The following is a 21,605-nucleotide window of genomic DNA, read 5'->3' on the forward strand; positions in this document are numbered from 1 at the left end:
ATTAGCGGGGCTGATCCCCCAAGGTTCGTCTTATTTGGCTCGAAGCTGAATATCGTCGATTTCGTCGTCTTTGAAAGCTACACCTTCGACCTTCACGTTGACCTCAACCACACGAAGCCCTGTCATGCTCTCGACAGCTTCGCGGACGTTCTGTTGAAGCATGCGGCACACTTCATGTATAGGCGTCTCGTAAAGCACGATAATCCGCAGGTCGATCGCTGCCTCCAGCTGCCCTACTTCTACCGTAACACCCTTCTGCACATTTTTGCCGCTCAGCCGCTTCGCCCAGCCCTCGGACAATCCACCGGACATGGCTGCAATACCTGGGGTTTCCAAGGCAGCCAATCCAGCAATTTTCGAGACGACATCATCCGATATTCGAATCAAACCGTTATCCAGTTGAAGTTGTTCCGTCATGCCATTTCCTCCTTCACCTCATTATCCGTTATTGTAAATGGTAACGGGCCTAAAAAGCAAATGCTCGCTTCTGAAAAGAACGATAATTTTTCGAAAAATTTGGGTATATTGTAAAAAGCGATACGAGAATCGTCGTTTTCGCTCGCAAGTACTCATCAGTACATAAACCATAAGGTAGGTGTCGGTTATGAAGAAATGGCTCAATCCCGCGCTTCTGATCTTTACCTTTTTGCTTAGTGCGCTGGGACATTTTGCGAATTGGAACTTCACGCTCCAGTTCATTCTGTCTGCCATCGCGGTTATTTTTGTCGCCGGTTTTCTCGGCAAAGCAACGGAAAGCGTCGCGCATTACGCCGGCCAACGGCTCGGGGGATTCCTGAACGCTACCTTCGGCAACGCGGCAGAGCTGATCATCGCCATCCTGCTGATTAAGGAAGGTTTGTACGATATGGTGAAAGCCAGCATCACCGGCTCCATTATCGGCAACCTGCTGCTCGTTCTCGGGCTCAGCCTGTTTGCCGGGGGCCTCAAGTTTAAAATCCAGAAATACAATGTGACGCTGGCAGGTCTGAATGGATCCCTGATGACGCTGGCCATCATCGCCCTGTTCATCCCTGCGGTCTTTCTGAATACCCACTCCATTACGGAGGGTGAAACCAAGACGCTCAGCCTCATTGTGGCGGGAATTCTGATCGTGGCCTACATCGCATGGCTTGGATTCTCGATGATCACCCATAAAAATTATTTGGCGGATGTCAGCGACGATCACGACCAGGATGCGCTTCCGCACGAGCACGGTCCCACTTGGTCCAAGAAGCGCTCGATTCTGTACCTTGTCATCGCCACCGTGATGGTTGCGTTTGTCAGCGAATGGCTTGTCGAGGTGCTTGAGCCCATCAGTCACGAATATGGCCTCAGCGAGCTGTTTATCGGGGCCTTCCTGGTAGCGATTATCGGCAACGCCGCAGAGCATAGTGCAGCCATCATGCTTGCGATGAAGAACAAAATCGGCGCGGCCGTTGAAATTGCCGTCGGCAGCAGCCTGCAGATCGCCCTGTTCGTTGCTCCCGTGCTTGTGTTCATCAGCTTTTTCCTTGGGGATACGATGGATCTCGTGTTCACCACGCTGGAGCTGGTCGCCATCGGCGTCGCCGTATTCATTGCCAGGTCCATTACGCAGGACGGCGCCTCCAACTGGTATGAAGGCCTGCTGCTGCTCGCCGTATACGTCATACTGGGCGTCTCCTTCTTCCTCGTATAAGCCTTGTACACGGTGCTTGCCTCGGATCGAAATCTAATCGTGCAGCAAGAAAAAAACGCATGTCGCGGGAGCGCGACATGCGTTTCTCTATGTATGCGCCTGTACGAGTACAGGCTATTTGGATTGATTCATGGCTTCGTACAGGACCGCTAGATTGCGTTCAAGCTTGCTGATCAGCTGCTTTCCCGTACTTTCCGGAAGAAGCCCGGCCCGCACCGCGAAATCAACCTCTTTTGAAAAACCGTACATTTGGGTATCCAGCACTTCCTCATAGAGAGGGCAATAACGGGTCGCCAGATTCTCCATCTGTACTTCAATAAGCTTTAGGATTTTATCTGCATCTTCATGAAGAAGACTGATCGCTTTGAGATTCAGCTGTTCCTGTAAATCAGATGAAGTCATGATCTTCCCCCCTATGTCAAAAATCACAGCACAGTTACTATCTTTAATATTAGTCGAAATCGTTTCTCAATACAAGGACCTGAACAAAATAGACCCCTTCTCTACGAAAAAACACCCTTCCATTGATTGAAAGGGTGTTTTTGGCGAATGTTATTCAGCCACGACGGATACGTTCAAGCCATGCTTGGTGAATACGTCGATCATTGCTTTTTTAGCTTCATCGGCATCAGGACCATGTACATGCAGTTCATAGCTTTGGCTGTTGACAAGCGTTGTGAACAGACCCAGGATGCTCTTAACATCAATGTACTTGTTCTCCGCCTGCAAAACGATGGAGGATGTGAACTGGCTGGCTGTTTGCGAAATTTCTACGATAGATTGATTGTTATTGGACATACGAATCCCTCCGTAACTTTAGGATCTGAATAAAGCTCATCACTGCACCTTCATGATACATTGAATCCGTTTTCTTATGCAACATTTTTTCCAATCTATTTAAGATTTTCCGGATTTAATGCTTCCAGTTCTGGAATAACGAATATGCCATCCTTGCGGATCAGGCGATCATCAAAGTAGATTTCCCCGCCGCCGTATTCCGGCCGCTGGATCAAAACAAGATCCCAGTGAATGGAGGATCGATTGCCGTTGTCTGTTACATCATATGCTTGGCCTGGCGTAAAATGCAGGCTTCCTGCAATTTTCTCATCGAAAAGAATATCCTTCATCGGCGTCAAAATGTACGGGTTGAAGCCGATGGCAAATTCGCCGATGTACCGCGCACCCTCATCCGAATCCAGGATCTCGTTCAGCCGCTTCGTGTCGCTCCCTGTTGCTTCGACGATTTTCCCGTTTTCAAAGCGGAATTTAATATTTTCGAAGGTGACTCCATTGTAAAGAGTCGGTGTGTTGTATGCGATCGTCCCGTTAACCGAGTTGCGAACGGGCGCGGTGTACACCTCGCCATCCGGAATGTTCTTCTGGCCGGAGCACTTTTCCGCGCCGATGTTTTTGATCGAGAAGCTGAGGTCCGTTCCCGGTCCCACGATGCGAACCTTGTCGGTATTCCTCATCAGCTCGGCCAAAGGATCCTGGGCGCGGTCCATTTTGGAGTAATCCAGATTGCACACATCGAAGTAGAAATCCTCAAAGGCCTCCGTACTGGTGTTGGCAAGCTGCGCCATGCTGGCGTTCGGGTAACGGAGAACCACCCATTTGGTGCGCTTCACGCGCTCTTCGCTATGTACGGGATGCGAGTAAAGGGCATTGTACAGCTTCATGTTCTCTTCGGGCACGTCAGCCATATCGTTGACGTTCTCGCCTGCGCGAATGCCGATGTAACAATCCATTTTTTTCATGCGTTCAAGATCCAGCTCTGCCCACAGCTCAAGCTGCTCTTTATTTGCGTTCTTCAACATCGCGCGCTGCACCGTACGATCCGTCAATTGCACGAACGGACGGCCGCCTCCCTTCGAGACCTCCTCGATAATGGCATTCAGCAGATCGCGCTCCGATCCGATCATTTCGATGAGCACATTTTCCCCTGGCTGCATATCCACGGAGTAGTTCACGAGATTCTGAGCCAACTTTTGAATTCTGGGATCACGCATATGTTTTATCCTCCTTATGATGACTGTTCCCTATTGTATAAATTGAACAGCGGTAAATTTATTTTATTGTAGCACGCCGGGCAGCCTCGCGTCAGCGCTCATCGTGAAAAAATTTTTAATGGCTCAATAACCGGTAAACGTAACATCCGACAGCAGTGTTTCGGTACGTGTTTTGCCTTGTTCGTCCACAAAGGATACCCTGCGCTCCATGGTCATCTTGGTAGGCAGCTGGCTTTTTCTGTTAATGGTTACATGACAGACCGAAACAGCATCTGCCTCATTCAGCATGTTTTTCATTTCATGGTAGTCCCTTTCCCAGATTTCCTTCAGCCGCTTGCGAACCTTCGGATCGTCGCTGTATAACGGGTCGTCTTTGCGTTCAATCCGCTCAGCCAACGCCTTCATCTGCTCATCCAGCGACTCCTGCACCATATGGGCAGCCGCCTCGGGCGAAAGCTCGACACGCAGCACCTTCGTTCCTCTTGCGGCCCCCAGTTCCTGGGTAACGGTCTTCTCCGACTTGCCCATGTACTCCAGCAATTCCAGCGGATTTAACCGGCTCATCCACATTCCCCCGGCATGCTCCGACGAAAGCGTGCTCCACTTGCCATCCTTACGCTTGAGCGTCACGGTAAGTTCATTCGATTTATATGCCGATTCGGCAGACATCTTGTCATTCCGTATGACGGTGCTTCTCTCTTTAGAAGATAAGGTCAGGTCGGAATGATGCCGCAGATTCCCTTCAAACGCCAAGCTTTCCTCAAACGGTCCTGTTTCTCCGCTCCGAATCGCCGTTTCTCCTCGAAAAGAGAAATTATCGATGCCGGACAGCCCCGATAAAGCACGGTTAAACGCTTCTTCGGCAGTCAGCTGATCCTGCCAGGCGCATCCGGTTAATCCAAAAATGAATACCATCATTGCGATAACGCTTCGTAACCTTCTGTTTCGCATAATCATCAGCCTCTCGTTGATCTTGCTATTAGGCTATCCGCGGCCCCTTACATTATGCAGATGACAGAAAAAACCCTGCAGCCTCTCTTAGCTGCAGGGTATCTAATCCATTCCGATCTCGGCTTCGGCCCTCTCCACGACGATCCGGTTGCGACCGCCATTCTTGGCTTCGTAGAGCGCCATATCCGCCCGATAGAAGAGCGACTCCACGCTGATCTTGTCGTTGGTCCAGTTCCACTCGGAAATCCCGCACGACACCGTTACGCGCGGATCGGTCTCTTCGGCCACCCGTAAGCGAATCCGTTCGGCCACCTGCACCGCCTGCTGAATGCCGAGTCCCGGCAGATACACCGCAAGCTCCTCACCGCCCCAACGGGCCGGAATATCGCTGTGACGAATGGTTGTTTTTACGATGCTGCTGACCTGCTTCAGAATCTTGTCACCACGCTGGTGCCCGAACGTGTCGTTGACCTGCTTGAATTCGTCGATATCCACCACGATGAGCGAGCCGCAAAAATCACGGTTCTGGCATTCATGGATTATTTCATCCAGATAATGTCTGGCATACAGTTCGGTCAGCATATCCCGGTTAGCCATTCTTCTCACTTCCGCATGCAGAAAGGCATTCCCGATCGCCAAGCCGATATGGCTTGTCAAGGCTTGAAGCAGCCGATAGCTGTCGTACGAGAAATAATGCCGCTTCGCATGGGTGAGCAGGACGACGCCCCTCACCTCGCCGTTAACCATTAGCGGAGTAGCAATCATCGAGCTGGACCGCGTGCTCTCCATCAGCCTGGATTCTGCCGGACGCTCTTCCTGATAGTCTGACAGAATGAGCGGCTCCTTCGAATGATAGACGAGGCCCCCCAGGCCGTAGTCCTTCTCGAAGACCTCCTTGGCCAGCCACTCGGCGTTGCAGGATACCACCTCTAGCCCGCCAAGCTCCTCGTTATGGATCAGAATACAGCAGTAATCCGCTTCAAGGATCTTGAGCAGCTCATGATTGGCGAATTGAAATATCTCCGCCAAATGCAAGCTTTTGTTCAGCCGCTGGGTCAGCTCATTAATCATGCGGAGCTCATGAATCATCAGGTTGGATTGCTCGTACAGTTTGGCGTTCTCGAAGGCGGTGCCTGCGGCATCGGCCATCATCCCCAGCAGCTCCAGATCCATATCGGGCAGTTCCGACTTGTCCACTTCAACGTGAAGCACCCCATAGACGCCCTGCTTGCCTCCCATGGGAATCCCGATTTCCACCAGCGTGTCGGGTTCTTCATGCTCATGAATCGTCAGGGAACCTTCCATAAAGGTGCGCACATAAACCTCTTCCTGCCAATGATGGAGCAGCAGCGGACGCACGAGCGGATGAACGCTTTCATGGTCCTGTGACATAAACAATTCGACCTTCGCCTTGGGATACAGGGCCAGGACGCTATCAATGGCCTCCACCAGCACGCTGTCCACATTGATCTGCACATGCATCCGCTTCACGTACTGAAACAAGATGGAACGCCTCTGCACTTCACGTTCGGCTTGGCGGTGGACCTTCTCCAGGTCATCCGCAAAGATGTACTCCATCTGGCGATAGAAGCAGGAACGGAAGAGCAATGCGTAAGTTTCCGTCAGCATGAGCGACTGCTCCGGCTCCATCCTCCCCGAGGCAACGCTGACCATCACCGCAAAAAAATCGCCATGGACGCGCGTGAACAGCGGGACAGCGCACAGCACCATTCCCTCAAGCGAACCCTTGCCCATGCCTTGGGCGGCTTCTTTCGAACGGAGCGTATGCGTCAGCGTCTCATCCTCGCTTGCATGAACGTTTTCCGTTATTTCGGGTGCCCCTGTCAGCCAAGCTCCCTCATGAGAAAGAAGGGCCCAGCTGAATTTCCGCATCGCCTGCGTGCCAGCGCTTTCTCTTAGCCACTCCAGATAGCTGTCTGATATGAGAGGCTGAATATAAGGGAAATCATGAGGTGTAATATCCAAGCCCTGAAGCCATAGACGAGGCTCGTTTCCAGGAATTGGCCCGGCATCATTGAACATGACCGCAGAACCGGGAGAGCTTTCATACACTTTCCGTTGTTCTTCTGACATATTGGGCGCTCCTTTGCACCATTATAAAAGGCCTATCCAAGACTGGCGTTCCGATTCATAATGTAAGGATCCATTCGGCTGCCGCATGGCGGCAACCCGGCTGTTCAACATGTTGGGGAATGATAATCACCAAAAAACACTACGATATGTAACTAGATAATTGCTACTACTTATTCCAATATCATATTACTCTTTTCTACCCACTTTTGCATCAGAATTTATGCGTTTTTCACAATAATTTTAGGTCCATGGTCCTATCGACAAAATTAGACAAAAACCAAGTTATAGTAAGTTGCAGGTTGAACTTGACTTTATATCATTACTTCATATAATATTTATTGTTGAGTAAGAATGCAATGCATTCGATGAATTTGGGCGGGTTGTGTCACCCTCACGTTATTTGTTACTGACAGGACAGCGGCTGAACTTTCCTGGCAGATCTTCCGGAAGATGACGGATAGAGCAAACAAATACGGCGCAAATAGAGCCCTAATGAAACTTTAATTAAAAAGGAGTCTATATAACATGGCACGTTACACCGGTCCTAAATTTAAATTAAGCCGTCGTCTGGGAATCTCCCTGAGCGGTACAGGTAAAGAATTGGCAAAGCGCCCTTTCCCTCCAGGTCAGCATGGTCCTAACCAACGGAGAAAAGTAAGCAACTACGGTATGCAGCTTCAAGAAAAGCAAAAGCTGCGTCACATGTACGGCTTGGGCGAGAAGCAATTCCGCACCCTGTTTAACAAGGCTACCAGCATGAAAGGTATCGCGGGTGAGAACTTCATGTTCCTGCTTGAGAGCCGTCTGGACAACCTGGTTTACCGTCTTGGCTTCAGCAACTCCCGTGCGGGCGCTCGTCAATTGGTAGCTCACGGTCACGTGACTGTGAACGGCAAGAAAGTCGATATCGCTTCTTACGCTGTAAGCACTGGCGATGTAATCGGCCTTCGTGAAAGAAGCCGCAGCCTCTCTTCCATCAAGGAAGCTTTGGCTAACCGCGTGCATCTTCCAGCTTACCTCGAGTTTGACGAAGCAGCAATGGAAGGGAAATACATCCGTCTTCCAGAACGTTCCGAGCTTTCCCAAGACATCGACGAGAAACAAATCGTCGAATTCTACAACCGTTAAGATTCATTCGGAACCCAAAAAACCTGAAGGCCCCGGCCTTCAGGTTTTTTTGTCGGTCGCGGCTCTCTCCGAATCAAAAGGCTCCGCCATAAACCAAGGGCCTTCAAAGCTTTTTTCCCCTATGAACTTGGCGTCATGTGTATTGAACCCTCCCCAAAAAAGTCATTCTTCCTCAAAAAAGGACACGCTATATAGGTACACATGATTCAAAACCTTCGATTTATGCTATAATAGGTGCGTTAAAAGGAGGAGTATACATTCATGGTTGAGGAGAAAAAACAAGAGCCTGAACAACAGAAAAAACCGCGAAAACGGTCCTTTCTGCGGGTGCTGGGATCCGTCATCGGATGGCTCTTTGTGGTAGGTCTGATGGGCGTTTTGTTCGCCGGAGGAGCCGTAGCCGGTTATGTAACCTCTATTGTTGAGAATGAGCCGGTAAGATCGCGTGCCCTCATCGAGAACACGGTGAACGATAATGCCATAACGGGCTTTGCCTACTTCGCGGATGGCTCACCGATCGGACAGCTTAGAACCGAAGAAGACAGACGACCTGTGGAGTTCAAGGAGATTCCCCAGCTTGTTAAAGATGCCGTCGTATCCATAGAAGACAACCGTTTTTATACACATAAGGGTGTTGACATAAAAGGTACCGCTCGCGCCGTGAAGGAACGCGTGTTGAATGAGCCGGTTCAAACCGGCGGCAGCACATTGACGCAGCAGCTGGCCAGGCTTACTTTTTTAAGTCGTGACAAAACGGATAACCGTAAGGTAAAAGAAATGCTGCTGGCGATGCGGATGGAGCGCTTCTTAAGTAAAGACCAGATTTTGACGGCCTACTTGAACAAGGTTCCATACGGCAACGGCTCGAGCGGATACCAGCTGTTCGGGATCAAGGCAGCGGCAAGAGGAATATTCAACATCAACAATCTGAATGATCTGAATGTGGCCCAAGCTGCATACTTGGCAGGTCTTCCGCAGCTGCCTTCCTCCTACTCGGCCTTCAACGGCAAAGGAGAATTTGATGAGAAATCGTTCAACCGGGCCATAAACCGCCAGCACCGCGTGCTGGCAAGCATGCTGGATGAAGGTAAAATAACGCAAGCCGAATACGATGAGGCCAAAGCATTCGATATCAAAGAATCGCTGGCTCCTCGCACGCAGAAAGCCTATGTGACTTATCCTTATCTCATGATGGAAGTCGAACGTCAAGCATCGAACATTCTGATGCAGCTAAGCCAGGAAGCTGAAGAGAACGCAAAAGGCAAGCAAGCGAACTCCGATCTGATGGATGCTTCCCGTGCTCAGCTGAGCACCGGCGGTTACCGCGTGTACACCACCATCGACCGGACGCTCTACAAGACCATGCGTTCCATTGCAGAGGATGACAGCAACTACTTGCCTGACAGCGCCGAAAAAGGAATGGAGCAAACCGCCGCGATGATGATCGACAACAAAACCGGCGCCATTCTCGGTATGATTGAGGGCAGGGATTTCAACACGGAACAAATGAATTATGCTACGCAAATGAAACGGCAGCCCGGATCTGCCATGAAGCCTATTGCCGCCTACTTACCGGCACTTGATACGGGGGCGATTCAGCCTGCCAGCGTGGTGGACGATTCACCGATCATCTTAAAGGACTACAGCAAAGTATTCCATATCCCTAAAAACTCGTACACCGGGTACAGAGGATTGATGACGGCAAGACAGGCGCTGAACGATTCGACCAATACGGTGGCACTCAAGCTGTTTAACAACACGGTCGGCATTGAGAAGGCCTGGGAGTTTTCCAAGAAGCTGGGCATCACTACCTTGGAGGAAGACGATTATAATGCTTCAACCGGCGTACTGGGCGGATTGCATTACGGCGTGACCGTGGAAGAGCTGACGAATGCCTACAGTTCCATCGGCAATCAAGGCAAATTCACGGATGCATTCATGATCGAGAAAATCGTGGACTCCAAAGGCAATATTGTTTACAAACACGAAGTAAAACCGGAGCAGGTATTCTCCGAGCAGACAGCGTATCTCATGACGGATATGCTGCGTACCGTCATTACGAACGGAACCGCCAGCAAGGTCCGGGATACGTACAAGAAATTCAATGAGGTTCCCGTCGTGGGTAAAACCGGCTCCACCCAGAACTACGGGGATGTTTGGTTCATGGGATACTCGCCGGATGTTACGCTTGGCGTATGGGTCGGATACAAGGAGCAAAAAAATACGCTTGTTGGCGATCAGCGCAAGCACGCCCAGGCCATCTGGGCCAGAATCATGAACGAAGCGACGGACGTTAAGCCGGAGCTGTTCCCAACCAAAACGTTCGAAAAGCCGGAAGGCATAACGTCCAAGACGGTCTCCGCTTACAGCGGCAAGCTGCCGACTTCCTTAACGGATAAATTCGTAACGGATCTGTTCAACGCGAAGTTCGTGCCTACCGAAAGCGATGACGGCATCGCCAAAGCAAAATACATTACCTATCGTGGCGTAAATTATATTCCACAGGAAGCAACGCCTTTGGATATGTTGAGAGAACAAATCGTAATCAAGCGCGAAAAGCCGATTGACGAGCTGATTGTGGAACTCCAGAACGCCTTGAAGGTTATGAAAGGTGAAAAGAAAGCGCTGGAATCCTATCTCCCGCAGGATGCGAAAAAAGGAATGCCAAGCAAGGTCGACCCGAGAACGGACGACGGCAAGGCTCCTACTCCACCGAAAAACGTACACTATTCGGTGGGCAGCGGCTCCATCAGCTTTAATGCCAGCGGATCGCCTGATGTTGTCGGATACCGGCTCTTTAAGTCCGTGAACGGCAGCCCGTACACTCATCAAGGTCAGGTCATTCTTGGCGACGAGAGCCTTGTCTTCTCAGGTCTTGGAGCTGACGGTGTATTTACGACCTATTACGTCGTCGCCGTTGACGTAGCCGGCAAGACGTCTGAGCCAAGCGCTATTGTGGGCGGCACAACATCGGGATTCCCATTACCGGGCGACACTGAAACGAACCCGGATGACACCATCGATCAGCCAGATGACGGCATCACCGAGGAAGAGCCCGATATCGATCCCGGATTTGGGAATGAAGGCGCCACGACTGTACCGTCTGCACCAGGCCAGCCGACACTCACAGCTACTCCGGAGGGTTTCCAGGCCACTTGGAGCGGAAACGCCCCAGAAGAAGAGGTCATGGTCTACAATATCTATATCAGCCCGAACAGTGACGGGAACTACCAGATTCTGGGCTCCAGCAAGAGCACGGAGTTCTACTACACCTCGGGCAACCCGATTGGCGGCACCTTTAGAATAACTGCCGTCAATCCGATTGGTGAATCTGCAGCTTCGCCAGCCGTATATTTTGAGAAAAAATAGATTGTTTACGTAAAAAACAGCCCTTCTACAGACATTACTCTGTGGAAGGGCTGTTTTTATTTTTAGCTGGAGATGGGTCGATACGGTTGTTTATTCCTCTTGTTAAAAGAAAACGTTTAGGACGTACAGATAACGCTCTGAAATAAAAAAGAGCCGGCCACGAACATGGCGGTTAGCCATCTTCATTGCCAGCTCTGTTATGATCTGCTTATTAATCCTCGATCGTGGACAGATCGCCAGTCGGCAGATCCAGTTCCCAGGCTTTCAATACGCGCCGCATGATCTTACCGGAGCGCGTCTTCGGAAGTTTATCCTTAAACTCGATTTCACGCGGGGCGGCATGGGCGGAAAGACCTTCCTTCACGAAACGATAGATTTCATCCTTGAGCTCCTGAGAAGGCGTATAGCCCTCACGCAGGGAGATAAAGGCCTTAATGATCTCGCCTCGTGTTACATCAGGCTTACCGATAACGCCGGCTTCGGCTACGGCCGGATGCTCAACAAGCTTGCTCTCCACCTCGAATGGGCCGATTCGCTCCCCGGACGAATTGATCACATCGTCGATTCTGCCCTGGAACCAGAAGTATCCATCCTCGTCCATATAGGCCGAGTCCCCGGAAATGTACCAGCCCGGAATACGGAAATATTCTTGATACTTCGCCTCGTTATTCCAGATGGTTCTCATCATGGACGGCCAAGGTGTCTTGATGGCCAGGTTCCCCATCGTATATGGCGCAACTTCTTTCCCGTGATCGTCCAGGATCGCCGCCGTAATGCCCGGCAGCGGACGCCCCATGGATCCCGGCTTGATCGCCATCCCCGGATAGTTACAGATCAGCTGCCCCCCGGTCTCCGTCATCCACCATGTATCATGGATACGCTGCTTGTAAGCCTTGTGTCCCCAACGCACCACCTCGGGGTTGAGCGGCTCGCCAACGGACAGTACATGCCGTACATGGCTCAAATCATATTGGTCGATAAGATCGGAACCTGCCCCCATCAACATCCGGAAGGCAGTCGGCGCGCTGTACCATACCGTTACTTTGTTGTTTACCAATGTGCTGTACCAGTCCTGCGGGCTAAAGCGGCCTCCGCGAATGACATTGGTCACACCGTTCAACCATGGCGCAAAAATACCGTATGACGTACCGGTTACCCAACCCGGGTCCGCCGTACACCAATATATATCGTCTTCCCTTAAATCCAAGACAACCTTGCCTGTATAATAATGCTGCACCATAGCGTTCTGAACGTGATACACGCCCTTCGGTTTCCCGGTTGAGCCTGATGTATAGTGCATGATCAATCCGTCTTCCCGCTCGAGCCATTCAATCTCCAGCTCGCTGGATGCGGCTTCAACTTCCTTATGATAGTTTACTAGACGCGGATCCTCTTCTTCCACTTCGCCAACGACAAAGATATGCTTCAGTTCGGGGAGCTCATCCCGTTTCACGCGCGACAACAGCGCAGGCGTCGTAATCAGCGCAACCGCTCCGCTATCCTCCAAGCGATCCTTTACCGCCGTCTCCATGAACGCCTCGAACAATGGGCCTACCACGGCACCAACCTTCAAAATACCAAGCAAACCGGCATAGAGCTCAGGGCCGCGCGGCATAAAGATAAATACCCGATCGCCTTTGCCCACGCCATATTTGCGCAGCACATTGCCGAACTTGTCGGATTTCTCTTTCAATTGCGCAAAAGTAAGAGTCTCCTCGCGGGCGGCGTCACTGTACAAGAGTGCTACCTTGTCTCCTCGTCCCTCCGCTACATGACGGTCGATTGCCTCGTACGCCATGTTTACTTTACCCGTCTCATACCAAGTAAAATGTCTCTCGATTTCGTCCCATGAAAACTCGGAGCGTGCTTGCTCGTAACTCTTCATATTGGAATGTGATACTTCACTTGGCAATATTTCGCTATGCGTTTGATTCATGATAACATCCTCCTCATTCTCAAATCGGTCTCCTCATAGTGGACAGCGCTTACAAAATGATTGAATGAAACATACATTTTACACATTGCGGCGGGTTATCACGTTGTCACAGTCATCGAGTCATTAACCCTTGGAATTCGCAAGGAAACATATCGTTAAGTACGATACAATTGTGAAGGTTTTATGTCGAAAAGATTATATCATAGCTTTTGTTTGCCTGTCATTGCTTTTCATTTTTTTATTTTTTGCTATAAGTAGGGTATGGAATTGAAAGGAGCGTAACGGATGGAACACTGCAAGGTATACCAGTCTCATGTTTTGTTCCCTGAAGACCGCCGCCTGATCATCGAAGGACCTGTACCTCCCGAGCAGCTATCCGAACTGACCATGCACCCTGATCTCAAGGCTTTTCGTCGTCCTGCGGAGCAGCATGAGGCATTGGTGGAAATTGCAGGCCTGCCCGAAGGCAGAATCATCATCACGAGAGACCGAGATATGATCGTAGGATACGTAACGTTTCATCACCCGGATGAGCAGGAGCGCTGGTCTGAGGGCAATATGGAAGATTTGATCGAGCTAGGTGCCATCGAGGTAGCGAAAGATTACCGTTCCTTAGGCCTTGGGCAGCGGATGATCAAAACCGCATTCGAGGAAGGCCAGATGGAACGCTACATCGTGTTTACGACCGAATACTACTGGCATTGGGACCTAAAAGGCAGCGGCCTTAACGTGTGGGATTACCGCAAAATGATGGAGCGCTTAATGAAAGTCGTGGATATGGAATGGTACGCAACCGACGATCCGGAAATCTGCTCCCATCCCGCCAACTGCCTCATGGTCAGAATCGGACGGCATGTGCCGCTTTCATCGCAAGAACAATTCGACCGGATCCGTTTCAGACAGCGGTTTATGTATTAATTCGATTCTCAATAAAACAAACTCCCCTGGGATTGCTCAGGGGAGTTTGTGTATCTTTCGCTCATGCCGGATTAAGCATAACGAGCGCTTCCTATCATTTGCTGCTAGAGTTTGCCCAGCATATAGTTCACGATTTCATGAGAACGCTTGGAAGCCTTTACTGTAAACTCGGGGAAGTTGACATGCGCAGAACCGTCGGCCTTATCCGACATGGACCGGATCACCACATAAGGCACGCGGTTCATGTAACACACTTGGGCAACGGCAGAGCCTTCCATTTCCGCGCAGGCCCCGTTCAATTCCTCGTAGAGCGTCTGCACCGTATCGCGGCTGGCAATGAACTGGTCTCCGGACAGAACCTTCCCTACGATGTAATGATTCACTGCCTGCTCTTTGCAGGCCTCCTCCGCCAGCTGGATCAAAGAGGCGTCTGCGGGAAAATCGGACAGCTCCTGATACGGGATGACCCCGCGCGCAAAGCCTAACGGCGTCACGTCCATATCATGCTGCATGCATGAAGAGGAGATCACGATATCGCCGATGTTGAGCTCCGGATGCAGCGCGCCCGCTACGCCGGTAAACAATATTTTGGAAACGCCGAAGAAGTCGATCAAGATCTGCGTGGTGACCGCTGCATTGACCTTGCCCACCCCGCTCTTGCATACGACGACCTGCTTGCCATGGATCGTTCCCGATGCATAGGTAACACCTGCCCTAACGGTTGTTTCTTTATTCTCCAGTTGACCGAGCAGCAGCTCCACTTCTTCGTCCATAGCCCCGATAAGGCCGATCACCTGTGTTGTCATGTCGATATCCCTCCTGATTATAAGAGCGCATAAAAAATCCCACCAGAAAAAAGCCCCTTAAAACCAGGAGCTTTTCTCGAATCCATCTTGTTCATCTAAACGTTTGGTTTCACGCAGCCTATTCGTTCACATGGCTGACCGAGAGGCGAAGAATCGTTTCATGCGGCAGAATCACGCGAGGATTCTCCACATTTTCCTTTTTCATCAGCTTGGTAAGCAAACGCATCGCTACGGCTCCCAGATCATACATTGGTTGGGCCACCGTTGTCAGCTGTGGACGAACCATCGAAGCCATCCGGATATTGTCTACGCTGATGATCGAGAAGTCATCCGGCACTTTATAGCCTTCATCCTGAATGCTATGAATAGCGCCAATCGCCATCTCGTCGGTAGCGGCAAATATAGCGGTTGGTTTCTTCTTGAGGCCCAGGAAGTACTTCATCGCTTCCACGCCGGACTCATAACGATAGTTACCGATCCGCACCAAATCCTCTTGATACTCGATGCCTGCTGCTTCCAGCGCTTTTTTGTAGCCTTGGAAACGAGCATAGCCGTTTGCCGGATCCTGCAGCGTGCCGCTGATCATAGCGATCTCGCGGTGTCCGTGCCGAATCAGCGTGTTGACCGCATCAAACGCAGCCTGTTCATGATCGATGTCGACCGAAGGATAAGAACCTCTCTCATCACTGGTCGCACAGAGAACAATCGGCACAGCCGATGTCTGGAACGCCTGGATATGCTCGTCCGTCACCGTTCCACCCATAAACAACAGCCCGTCCACTTGCTTCTCGAGCAAGGTGTTGATTACGCGGATTTCCTTTTCCTTACGTTTGTCGGCATTACACAAAATTATATTATAGTGATACATGTTAGCAATATCCTCAATACCACGGGCAATCTCCGCAAAGATCGAGTTTGAAATGTCAGGGATCACAACGCCGACGGTTGTGGTCTTCTTGCTGGCCAGGCCTCTGGCTACCGCATTCGGACGATACCCTAAACGTTCAATCGCTTCGTATACTTTTTTCCGGGTCTGAGGCTTAACGTTCGGGTTATTGTTTACAACCCGGGATACCGTCGCCATGGAAACGCCTGCTTCGCGCGCAACATCGTAAATGGTTACCGTCAAATTCCTTCTCTCCATTGCCAATAGATTTTCATTCGTTCAATACCAATTGAATTTATGATACGACAAATTACTGCTTTGTGCAACGACACGGCATCATATGCCGTCCAATTGAGCTTTCAGCGCTTCAGCCGTAATATGGGAATGGGATGTATGCCAGACTGGCGCTCCTTCTTTTACAAGTATAACTTGCGGCGATTCGTGTTGGATGTTCAGAGTTTCGGCAGCCTGACTCGACACCGGTCGGTCCGCAATGACATCGATCCACACATAGTCGATCCCCTCGTTCGGCTGGTCCTCAAGGTAAGCTTGCACTTCCCTGTAGGCTCCGGCACTAATTGGGCATCTGGTACTATGTTTGAACAAAAGCAAGTGCTTCCGATCGGAAGATTCCAGCGTGCTGCGCAGCTCTTCTATAGTAGTCATTTTCGTCAACGTCGCCATAGGATATACATTCCCTTCATTGTATTGAAGTTCCTATCCTCTATCCTAACAAAAAGTGCGTGAAAAATCCAACAACCACGAAAATTTTCTGAAAATTATCTTGCATAATTGCTCGAATTTTCAGGAATGAGAGATTTTATGGTGCTTAATTGCTCGAGACGCCCCTCCATTTGTCTCATCCAGTCGCCGTCGGCCAGGCTCTGGGCATAACGGAATAGATCCAACAGCATATTAATGCGCTCGTCAAACACTTCCATGCAGCGCGCCTGCCATTCTGCCGACGAATCATCATCGTATGTACGGAACACTTCACGAAGAACATATGCGGCTTCATTGACATCTGCGAACGAAACGCGTATTCGCTCGGTCTCATAGTTAATCGATGCGAGATAGCGAAGCAAATCCGGTTTAATAAGAGGCAGAAGCTCATACTTCTTGCAGGCCTGACAGGCATAAACAGGAACATCACATATCCGAGTTTTTCTTTCATGAATCAGCTTTCTTAATTCCAATTTCATACTTTGTCCGCAGTTGCAGGTTTTGAACAAAATGCCCACCCCAAATCCTATCACGTAATCTAAAACCAACAGTCCCATGTCACAAATCTGTCACCTGAATTAGTTCTATTCGACTATCATACCAGAGAATCCTGCAAATTTGTGATGATGCTTTATTTACCAGAAATGTTGTCAAATGTTCCTTCTTCGGACGCTTCCATGAAACTCCTCTCCATATTTGTTACAATGAATACAGTCTTAAAGGACCGAATGCGCAGCGTTACGGTTATATCAAAATTTTTGCGGAGAAAGGAGCTAGGCCAATTATGCGATTGACTGGAAAAAAGGTTATAGCGCTTGTAGATGAAGAATTCGAGGATTTGGAGCTATGGTATCCCGTTTACCGGGTCCGCGAGGAAGGGGCGGAAGTCCATCTCGCCGGGCTGGAAAAGGGTAAAACTTACACCGGCAAATATGGTGTTCCGGCTCAGGCCGAGTATTCGTTTGAAGAGCTGAACAGCAAGGATTATGACGGAATACTTGTACCGGGCGGTTGGGCGCCGGACAAGCTTCGCCGATATGATAAAGTGCTTCAACTGGTTAAAGAAATGAACGAGGACCAGAAGCCGATCGGTCAGATCTGCCACGCAGGATGGGTGCTGATCTCCGCCAAAATCCTGGACGGAGTTACCGTCACTTCTACGCCGGGAATCCGCGACGATATGGAAAATGCCGGTGCGATCTGGAAGGATGAGGCGGTCGTGACCGACGGACATATCATTTCCGCACGCCGGCCTCCGGATCTTCCGCCATACGGCAAAGCCTTCTGCGATGCGCTGGCACGGCAAGGCAAATAAGTTGTTCCTTTTCTTGCCCCATATACAGAAACAGCCGCCTTTGTCACCAGGGCTCCTGGTGAGATAGGCGGCTGTTTTTTTGTGCTCATATAGCTTGTCCTTTAAAAAAGAAGCCTGAAAAAAGTCGATGATCCCTATCTTACCGGTTAAGACGCCGTGCTGTCCGTCCCGTTGGTTCCGTTCAGATAACTGCTCCGTTCGGCAAAAGCGCTAAGACGTTCTTCGACAGCGGAGCTGGTACGCAGCTTGAAGCAAGCCGCCGCCTCTCCTTTCGCTTCTGCCGCATTCGTATTCAAAATGCGATGCTTCACGCGGAGCAGGGATTGCGGAGACATGCTCAAATCCTTAACGCCGAGCTCAAGCCAAAGCGGAATCGCTCTTTCGTCTCCGGCCAGTTCTCCGCACACGCTGACTGGAATCCCTGCCCCATGGGCAGCCTCCACCGTCGTCCGGAGCATGCGCAAAATGGCAGGATGAAACGGATGATACATATGCGCGATCTGCTCGTTCATCCGGTCCACGGCCAGAACATACTGAACCAGGTCATTGGTCCCGATGCTGAAGAAATCGGCCTCTTCGGCCAGCAAATCCGAGATCGTGACCGCCGCAGGCACCTCGATCATGATGCCGACCTTGATGTTCGGATCATAGGCGATGCCGCGTCGGTCCAAATCGGCCATGGCACGCCGCAGCACGGCATTGGCCTGCTTGACTTCATCTACCGATGAAATCATCGGATACATGATTTTGACGCTGCCGTATGCGCTGGCTCTCAGAATCGCGGTAAGCTGGGTCTGGAACGGTTCGGTTCGGTCCAAGCTGATGCGGATGGCGCGGTACCCGAGGAAGGGGTTTTCTTCTTCCGGAAGCGCGAAATAATCCAGCTGCTTATCGCCGCCAATATCCAGCGTACGAATCACGACGGACGCCTTGCCTGCGTTCTCCGCAACCAGTTTATACACTTCGAACTGCTCTTCCTCCGTCGGGAAGTTGTGCCGGTCCATATACAAAAACTCCGTTCGGAACAATCCGACTCCCTGCGCGCCGTTCTTCAGCGCAATCTCCATTTCCTTAACGGAGTTCATGTTCGCGGCCAGGTTAAAGTATGTTCCGTCCTTCGTTACCGCATCAACGGCTGCCAGGAGCTGGAGCTGCTCTTTCTTTTTCCGCTGCTGGTCCCGAATGCCTTCATACCGCTCCACGATGAGCGTGTCAGGCTCCAAATAGAGCAACCCCTCATCTCCGTCCACCACCAGCTGCTGTCCGGTCTGGATCGGTTTATCCAGCTTGTTCTCGATTCCCGATACGAGCGGTATGCCCAGCGCGCGGGCCATGATCGCCGAATGAGAGGTCTTGCCGCCGGTCATCGTCACGATACCAAGAACGTGGGAAGGGTTCAGATGAACGAGCTGCGACGGGGAGAGCTCCTTCGCAACCAAAATATAAGGCTGCGTATCGGCCGGGAGCTTCACTTCGGGAGCACCAAGAAGATGCTTCAGCAGCCGATTGCCGACATCCTTAATATCAAGCGCCCGCTCCTTCATATACTCATCGTCCAGCAGATCGAACATGGATACGAAATGATCGATCGCCTCTTTTACCGCCACCTCGGCAGCCTTGTACTGGCGCTCGATGATCCCTTGAATTTCGTTCATGAACACGGGATCCTCCAGTATGGCCAGATGCGCGTCAAAAATCTGCGACTCCTCGTGCCCCACCATTTCCTTGAATTCGTTCTTGATGTATTCAATTTCATTCTTGGAGGTTCGTATGCCTTCATATAAGCGCTCGAACTCTTTGGCTAAATCGACAGCGTCCATTTCGGAATCCGGAAGATCCAGCTCCCAATGCGGCAGTACGAAAGCCTTACCGATAGCTACGCCTGTTGCTGCGCCAATGCCTTGTATCATGATTCTCTACCCCCAGCATTACTCTCATTTAATACGACGGACATGACAGATGACTGTCCTCTTTTCACGGTCTTGAACGGAGCATAGCTCCAGGCTCTTACTTTATCGGGATTGGTGATTACCATTGGCGTGGCCAGCGATGCGGCATGTGTCTTTAAATACGCCAAATCGAACTTGACCAGCAGTTGCCCCGGTTCAACGGTATCCCCTTCGCTGACCACAGCCGTAAACGGTCCTTTCAGCTGGGAAGTGTCGATCCCGATATGAATCAATACCTCAAGCCCTTCCGGCGTTGAAATCCCGATGGCATGCATCGTCGGATACACGTGCATGACCGTGCCGTATACCGGTGATACAAGCTCTCCTTTTTCCGGTATGAAGGCGACGCCGTTGCCGACCAGCTTCGCCGCAAAAATATCATCCGGCACTTCGTCAATCGGAAGCATGCGTCCCTGTACGGGCGCGCTGAACAGAACGCGCGGCAAATCCTGCTGCATCAGCTTGTTTATCTCTTCGCGGATGAGCTCGGAATACGTCCCGAACACCACTTGCACGTTCCCTCCGCCCAGCTTGATAATGCCGGCTGAACCGAGCAATTTCAGTGCGTCAGAATCAATCTGACGATCATTGTATACGGTCAATCGCAGACGCGTCATGCAGGACTGCACCTGAACGATGTTGTCTTTGCCTCCAAGAGCCTCCAGAATGAGCGGCGCCTGATAGGGAATATCGCCTGCCCGGCCTTCCAGCGCCGAGCCCTCCTCGCGCCCCGGCGTGGGGATTTCGAAGGTGCGTATCGCCCAGCGGAACAGAAAGTAGTAGACGATGCCATACACGGCCCCGATCGGTATGATGATCCAGGCGTTCTGCGATAAATGGAAGTTGAGCACGTAATCGATGAATCCCGCCGAATACGAAAAACCGTGATGGATGTCAAATGCATAGGTAAGGACCATCGCGAAACCGGCCATCAAGGCGTGGAGCACATACAGATATGGAGACGCAAATAAAAACGCGAACTCGATCTGCTCCGAAACCCCGGTCAAAAAACAGACAAGCGCGGACCGCATAAACGTCTTTTTCACTTTCGGTTTCAGATCTTCACGTGCTTCCTGGATAATGGCAAACGCGATCGCCGGCAGGGCAAACATCATGATCGGGAACAAACCGGCCATGAAGTCGCCAGCCGTGGGATCCCCCGCGAAGAACCGGGGCAGATCCCCCTGCACGACGGTACCATCCTCCGTCTCGTAGGAGCCCAGCTGAAACCAATACACATTGTTTAACAAATGATGCAGACCGAAGGCCGTGAGTACGCGGTACAAAATTCCGTATAGAAACAAACCGAAAGCTCCCATATGTACGGTAAGATCATAAAAAGCATCTAACCCGCGCTGCACAAGGGGTGCTGTCCCCAGCATGATCCAAGCGAATATCGTTGAGAACAATCCCATGAACAGCAGTACAAATCTGGAGCCTCCAAAAAACTGTATGGCTTCGGGAAGCTTAATATGTTTGAACCGGTTATACACGTAACCGGACATTACCCCAAATATAATACCGATCAAGGTCGAGGGCTGTACGCTCCCGTCTCCCAGACGGGATATGACCTGATCATAGATGAACATGCCGGCCAGGGCGGCGAGCCCGGCGGGACCTCCCTGATTCGAGAGTCCCCATGCGACGCCAATGGCAAATAAATACGGCATGTAATAAAACACCCCGTGCCCCGCTGCCTGAGCGATTTCGCCCAAGGTTCCGAAGCCCCACGCCGACCATGGCAAACTCCCCACGCTAAGCAGGAGAGCTGCCGCCGGAAGCGCCATTGTAGGGAGCATGACTGCTCTGCCCAGCTGTTGCAACGATCCCAACCAATTCAAGG

18 protein-coding genes are annotated in these 21,605 nt (G+C 51.0%); 5 read left to right on the forward strand and 13 right to left on the reverse strand.

Annotation, left to right across the window (positions count from 1 at the left end):
- Positions 1-30: 30 nt before the first annotated feature.
- The gene (locus HMPREF9412_RS01925) at positions 31-417 is read right to left on the reverse strand and encodes an Asp23/Gls24 family envelope stress response protein (RefSeq protein ID WP_009589611.1); all 387 of its coding nucleotides are present in this window, start codon (positions 415-417) and stop codon (positions 31-33) included.
- A 187-nt stretch (positions 418-604) separates the two neighbouring features.
- Here HMPREF9412_RS01925 and cax point away from each other — a divergent pair, with 187 nt between their 5' ends.
- Complete coding sequence (gene cax / locus HMPREF9412_RS01930) at positions 605-1,678, forward strand: calcium/proton exchanger (protein ID WP_009589656.1); 1,074 nt, start codon at positions 605-607, stop codon at positions 1,676-1,678.
- 114 nt (positions 1,679-1,792) lie between these two features.
- Here cax and HMPREF9412_RS01935 read toward each other — a convergent pair whose 3' ends face one another.
- The 5 genes from HMPREF9412_RS01935 to HMPREF9412_RS01955 all read right to left on the reverse strand — a co-directional run bounded on the left by HMPREF9412_RS01935 (position 1,793) and on the right by HMPREF9412_RS01955 (position 6,732).
- Positions 1,793-2,080, reverse strand: a complete 288-nt coding sequence (locus HMPREF9412_RS01935) for a YlaN family protein (RefSeq protein ID WP_009589686.1) — start codon at positions 2,078-2,080, stop codon at positions 1,793-1,795.
- A 150-nt stretch (positions 2,081-2,230) separates the two neighbouring features.
- The gene (locus HMPREF9412_RS01940) at positions 2,231-2,476 is read right to left on the reverse strand and encodes an HPr family phosphocarrier protein (RefSeq protein ID WP_009589671.1); all 246 of its coding nucleotides are present in this window, start codon (positions 2,474-2,476) and stop codon (positions 2,231-2,233) included.
- 95 nt (positions 2,477-2,571) lie between these two features.
- Positions 2,572-3,687 carry an aminopeptidase gene (locus tag HMPREF9412_RS01945; RefSeq protein WP_009589582.1) on the reverse strand — a complete coding sequence of 372 codons (1,116 nt, stop codon included), beginning with the start codon at positions 3,685-3,687 and terminating at the stop codon, positions 2,572-2,574.
- Between the two features lie 123 nt (positions 3,688-3,810).
- A complete protein-coding gene (locus HMPREF9412_RS01950) occupies positions 3,811-4,638 on the reverse strand; it encodes a hypothetical protein (RefSeq protein WP_083829900.1) in 828 nt (275 codons plus the stop codon).
- Between the two features lie 102 nt (positions 4,639-4,740).
- Entirely contained in the window at positions 4,741-6,732 is a 1,992-nt protein-coding gene (locus tag HMPREF9412_RS01955) for a sensor domain-containing diguanylate cyclase (RefSeq protein ID WP_009589571.1), read from the reverse strand.
- 525 nt (positions 6,733-7,257) lie between these two features.
- Here HMPREF9412_RS01955 and rpsD point away from each other — a divergent pair.
- Positions 7,258-7,860: a 30S ribosomal protein S4 gene (gene rpsD / locus HMPREF9412_RS01960; RefSeq protein WP_009589567.1), complete on the forward strand. Its 603-nt coding sequence runs from the start codon at positions 7,258-7,260 to the stop codon at positions 7,858-7,860.
- 261 nt (positions 7,861-8,121) lie between these two features.
- Positions 8,122-11,229 carry a transglycosylase domain-containing protein gene (locus tag HMPREF9412_RS01965; RefSeq protein ID WP_009589670.1) on the forward strand — a complete coding sequence of 1,036 codons (3,108 nt, stop codon included), beginning with the start codon at positions 8,122-8,124 and terminating at the stop codon, positions 11,227-11,229.
- Positions 11,230-11,440: 211 nt separating this feature from the next.
- Here HMPREF9412_RS01965 and acsA read toward each other — a convergent pair whose 3' ends face one another.
- Positions 11,441-13,165 (reverse strand): acetate--CoA ligase, encoded by a 1,725-nt coding sequence (acsA, locus tag HMPREF9412_RS01970; protein ID WP_009589594.1) that lies wholly within the window; start codon positions 13,163-13,165, stop codon positions 11,441-11,443.
- 285 nt (positions 13,166-13,450) lie between these two features.
- On the opposite strand from acsA, the gene HMPREF9412_RS01975 reads away from it, so the two are divergent.
- Complete coding sequence (locus HMPREF9412_RS01975; RefSeq protein WP_009589652.1) at positions 13,451-14,083, forward strand: GNAT family N-acetyltransferase; 633 nt, start codon at positions 13,451-13,453, stop codon at positions 14,081-14,083.
- A 104-nt stretch (positions 14,084-14,187) separates the two neighbouring features.
- Here the strand turns inward: HMPREF9412_RS01975 and HMPREF9412_RS01980 are convergent, their stop codons facing one another.
- The 4 genes from HMPREF9412_RS01980 to HMPREF9412_RS01995 all read right to left on the reverse strand — a co-directional run bounded on the left by HMPREF9412_RS01980 (position 14,188) and on the right by HMPREF9412_RS01995 (position 16,977).
- Positions 14,188-14,889 (reverse strand): 5'-methylthioadenosine/adenosylhomocysteine nucleosidase, encoded by a 702-nt coding sequence (locus HMPREF9412_RS01980; RefSeq protein ID WP_009589684.1) that lies wholly within the window; start codon positions 14,887-14,889, stop codon positions 14,188-14,190.
- 118 nt (positions 14,890-15,007) lie between these two features.
- Positions 15,008-16,018, reverse strand: coding sequence for a catabolite control protein A (gene ccpA / locus HMPREF9412_RS01985; protein ID WP_015734310.1), 1,011 nt, complete (start codon positions 16,016-16,018; stop codon positions 15,008-15,010).
- A gap of 93 nt (positions 16,019-16,111) precedes the next feature.
- Positions 16,112-16,459, reverse strand: a complete 348-nt coding sequence (gene ytxJ / locus HMPREF9412_RS01990; protein WP_009589575.1) for a bacillithiol system redox-active protein YtxJ — start codon at positions 16,457-16,459, stop codon at positions 16,112-16,114.
- Positions 16,460-16,554: 95 nt separating this feature from the next.
- Positions 16,555-16,977: a hypothetical protein gene (locus HMPREF9412_RS01995; RefSeq protein WP_254663983.1), complete on the reverse strand. Its 423-nt coding sequence runs from the start codon at positions 16,975-16,977 to the stop codon at positions 16,555-16,557.
- A gap of 305 nt (positions 16,978-17,282) precedes the next feature.
- Here HMPREF9412_RS01995 and HMPREF9412_RS02000 point away from each other — a divergent pair, with 305 nt between their 5' ends.
- Positions 17,283-17,813, forward strand: a complete 531-nt coding sequence (locus tag HMPREF9412_RS02000) for a type 1 glutamine amidotransferase domain-containing protein (protein WP_009589666.1) — start codon at positions 17,283-17,285, stop codon at positions 17,811-17,813.
- Positions 17,814-17,959: 146 nt separating this feature from the next.
- On the opposite strand, the gene ptsP is transcribed toward HMPREF9412_RS02000, so the two are convergent.
- A complete protein-coding gene (gene ptsP, locus HMPREF9412_RS02005; protein ID WP_009589643.1) occupies positions 17,960-19,723 on the reverse strand; it encodes a phosphoenolpyruvate--protein phosphotransferase in 1,764 nt (587 codons plus the stop codon).
- Complete coding sequence (locus HMPREF9412_RS02010; RefSeq protein WP_009589653.1) at positions 19,720-21,603, reverse strand: glucose PTS transporter subunit IIA; 1,884 nt, start codon at positions 21,601-21,603, stop codon at positions 19,720-19,722. Before HMPREF9412_RS02010 ends, ptsP begins: the two co-directional genes overlap by 4 nt.
- Positions 21,604-21,605 lie beyond the last annotated feature (2 nt).

It is taken from the genome of Paenibacillus sp. HGF5, assembly GCF_000204455.1.
Lineage (GTDB): Bacteria > Bacillota > Bacilli > Paenibacillales > Paenibacillaceae > Paenibacillus_AQ > Paenibacillus_AQ lautus_A.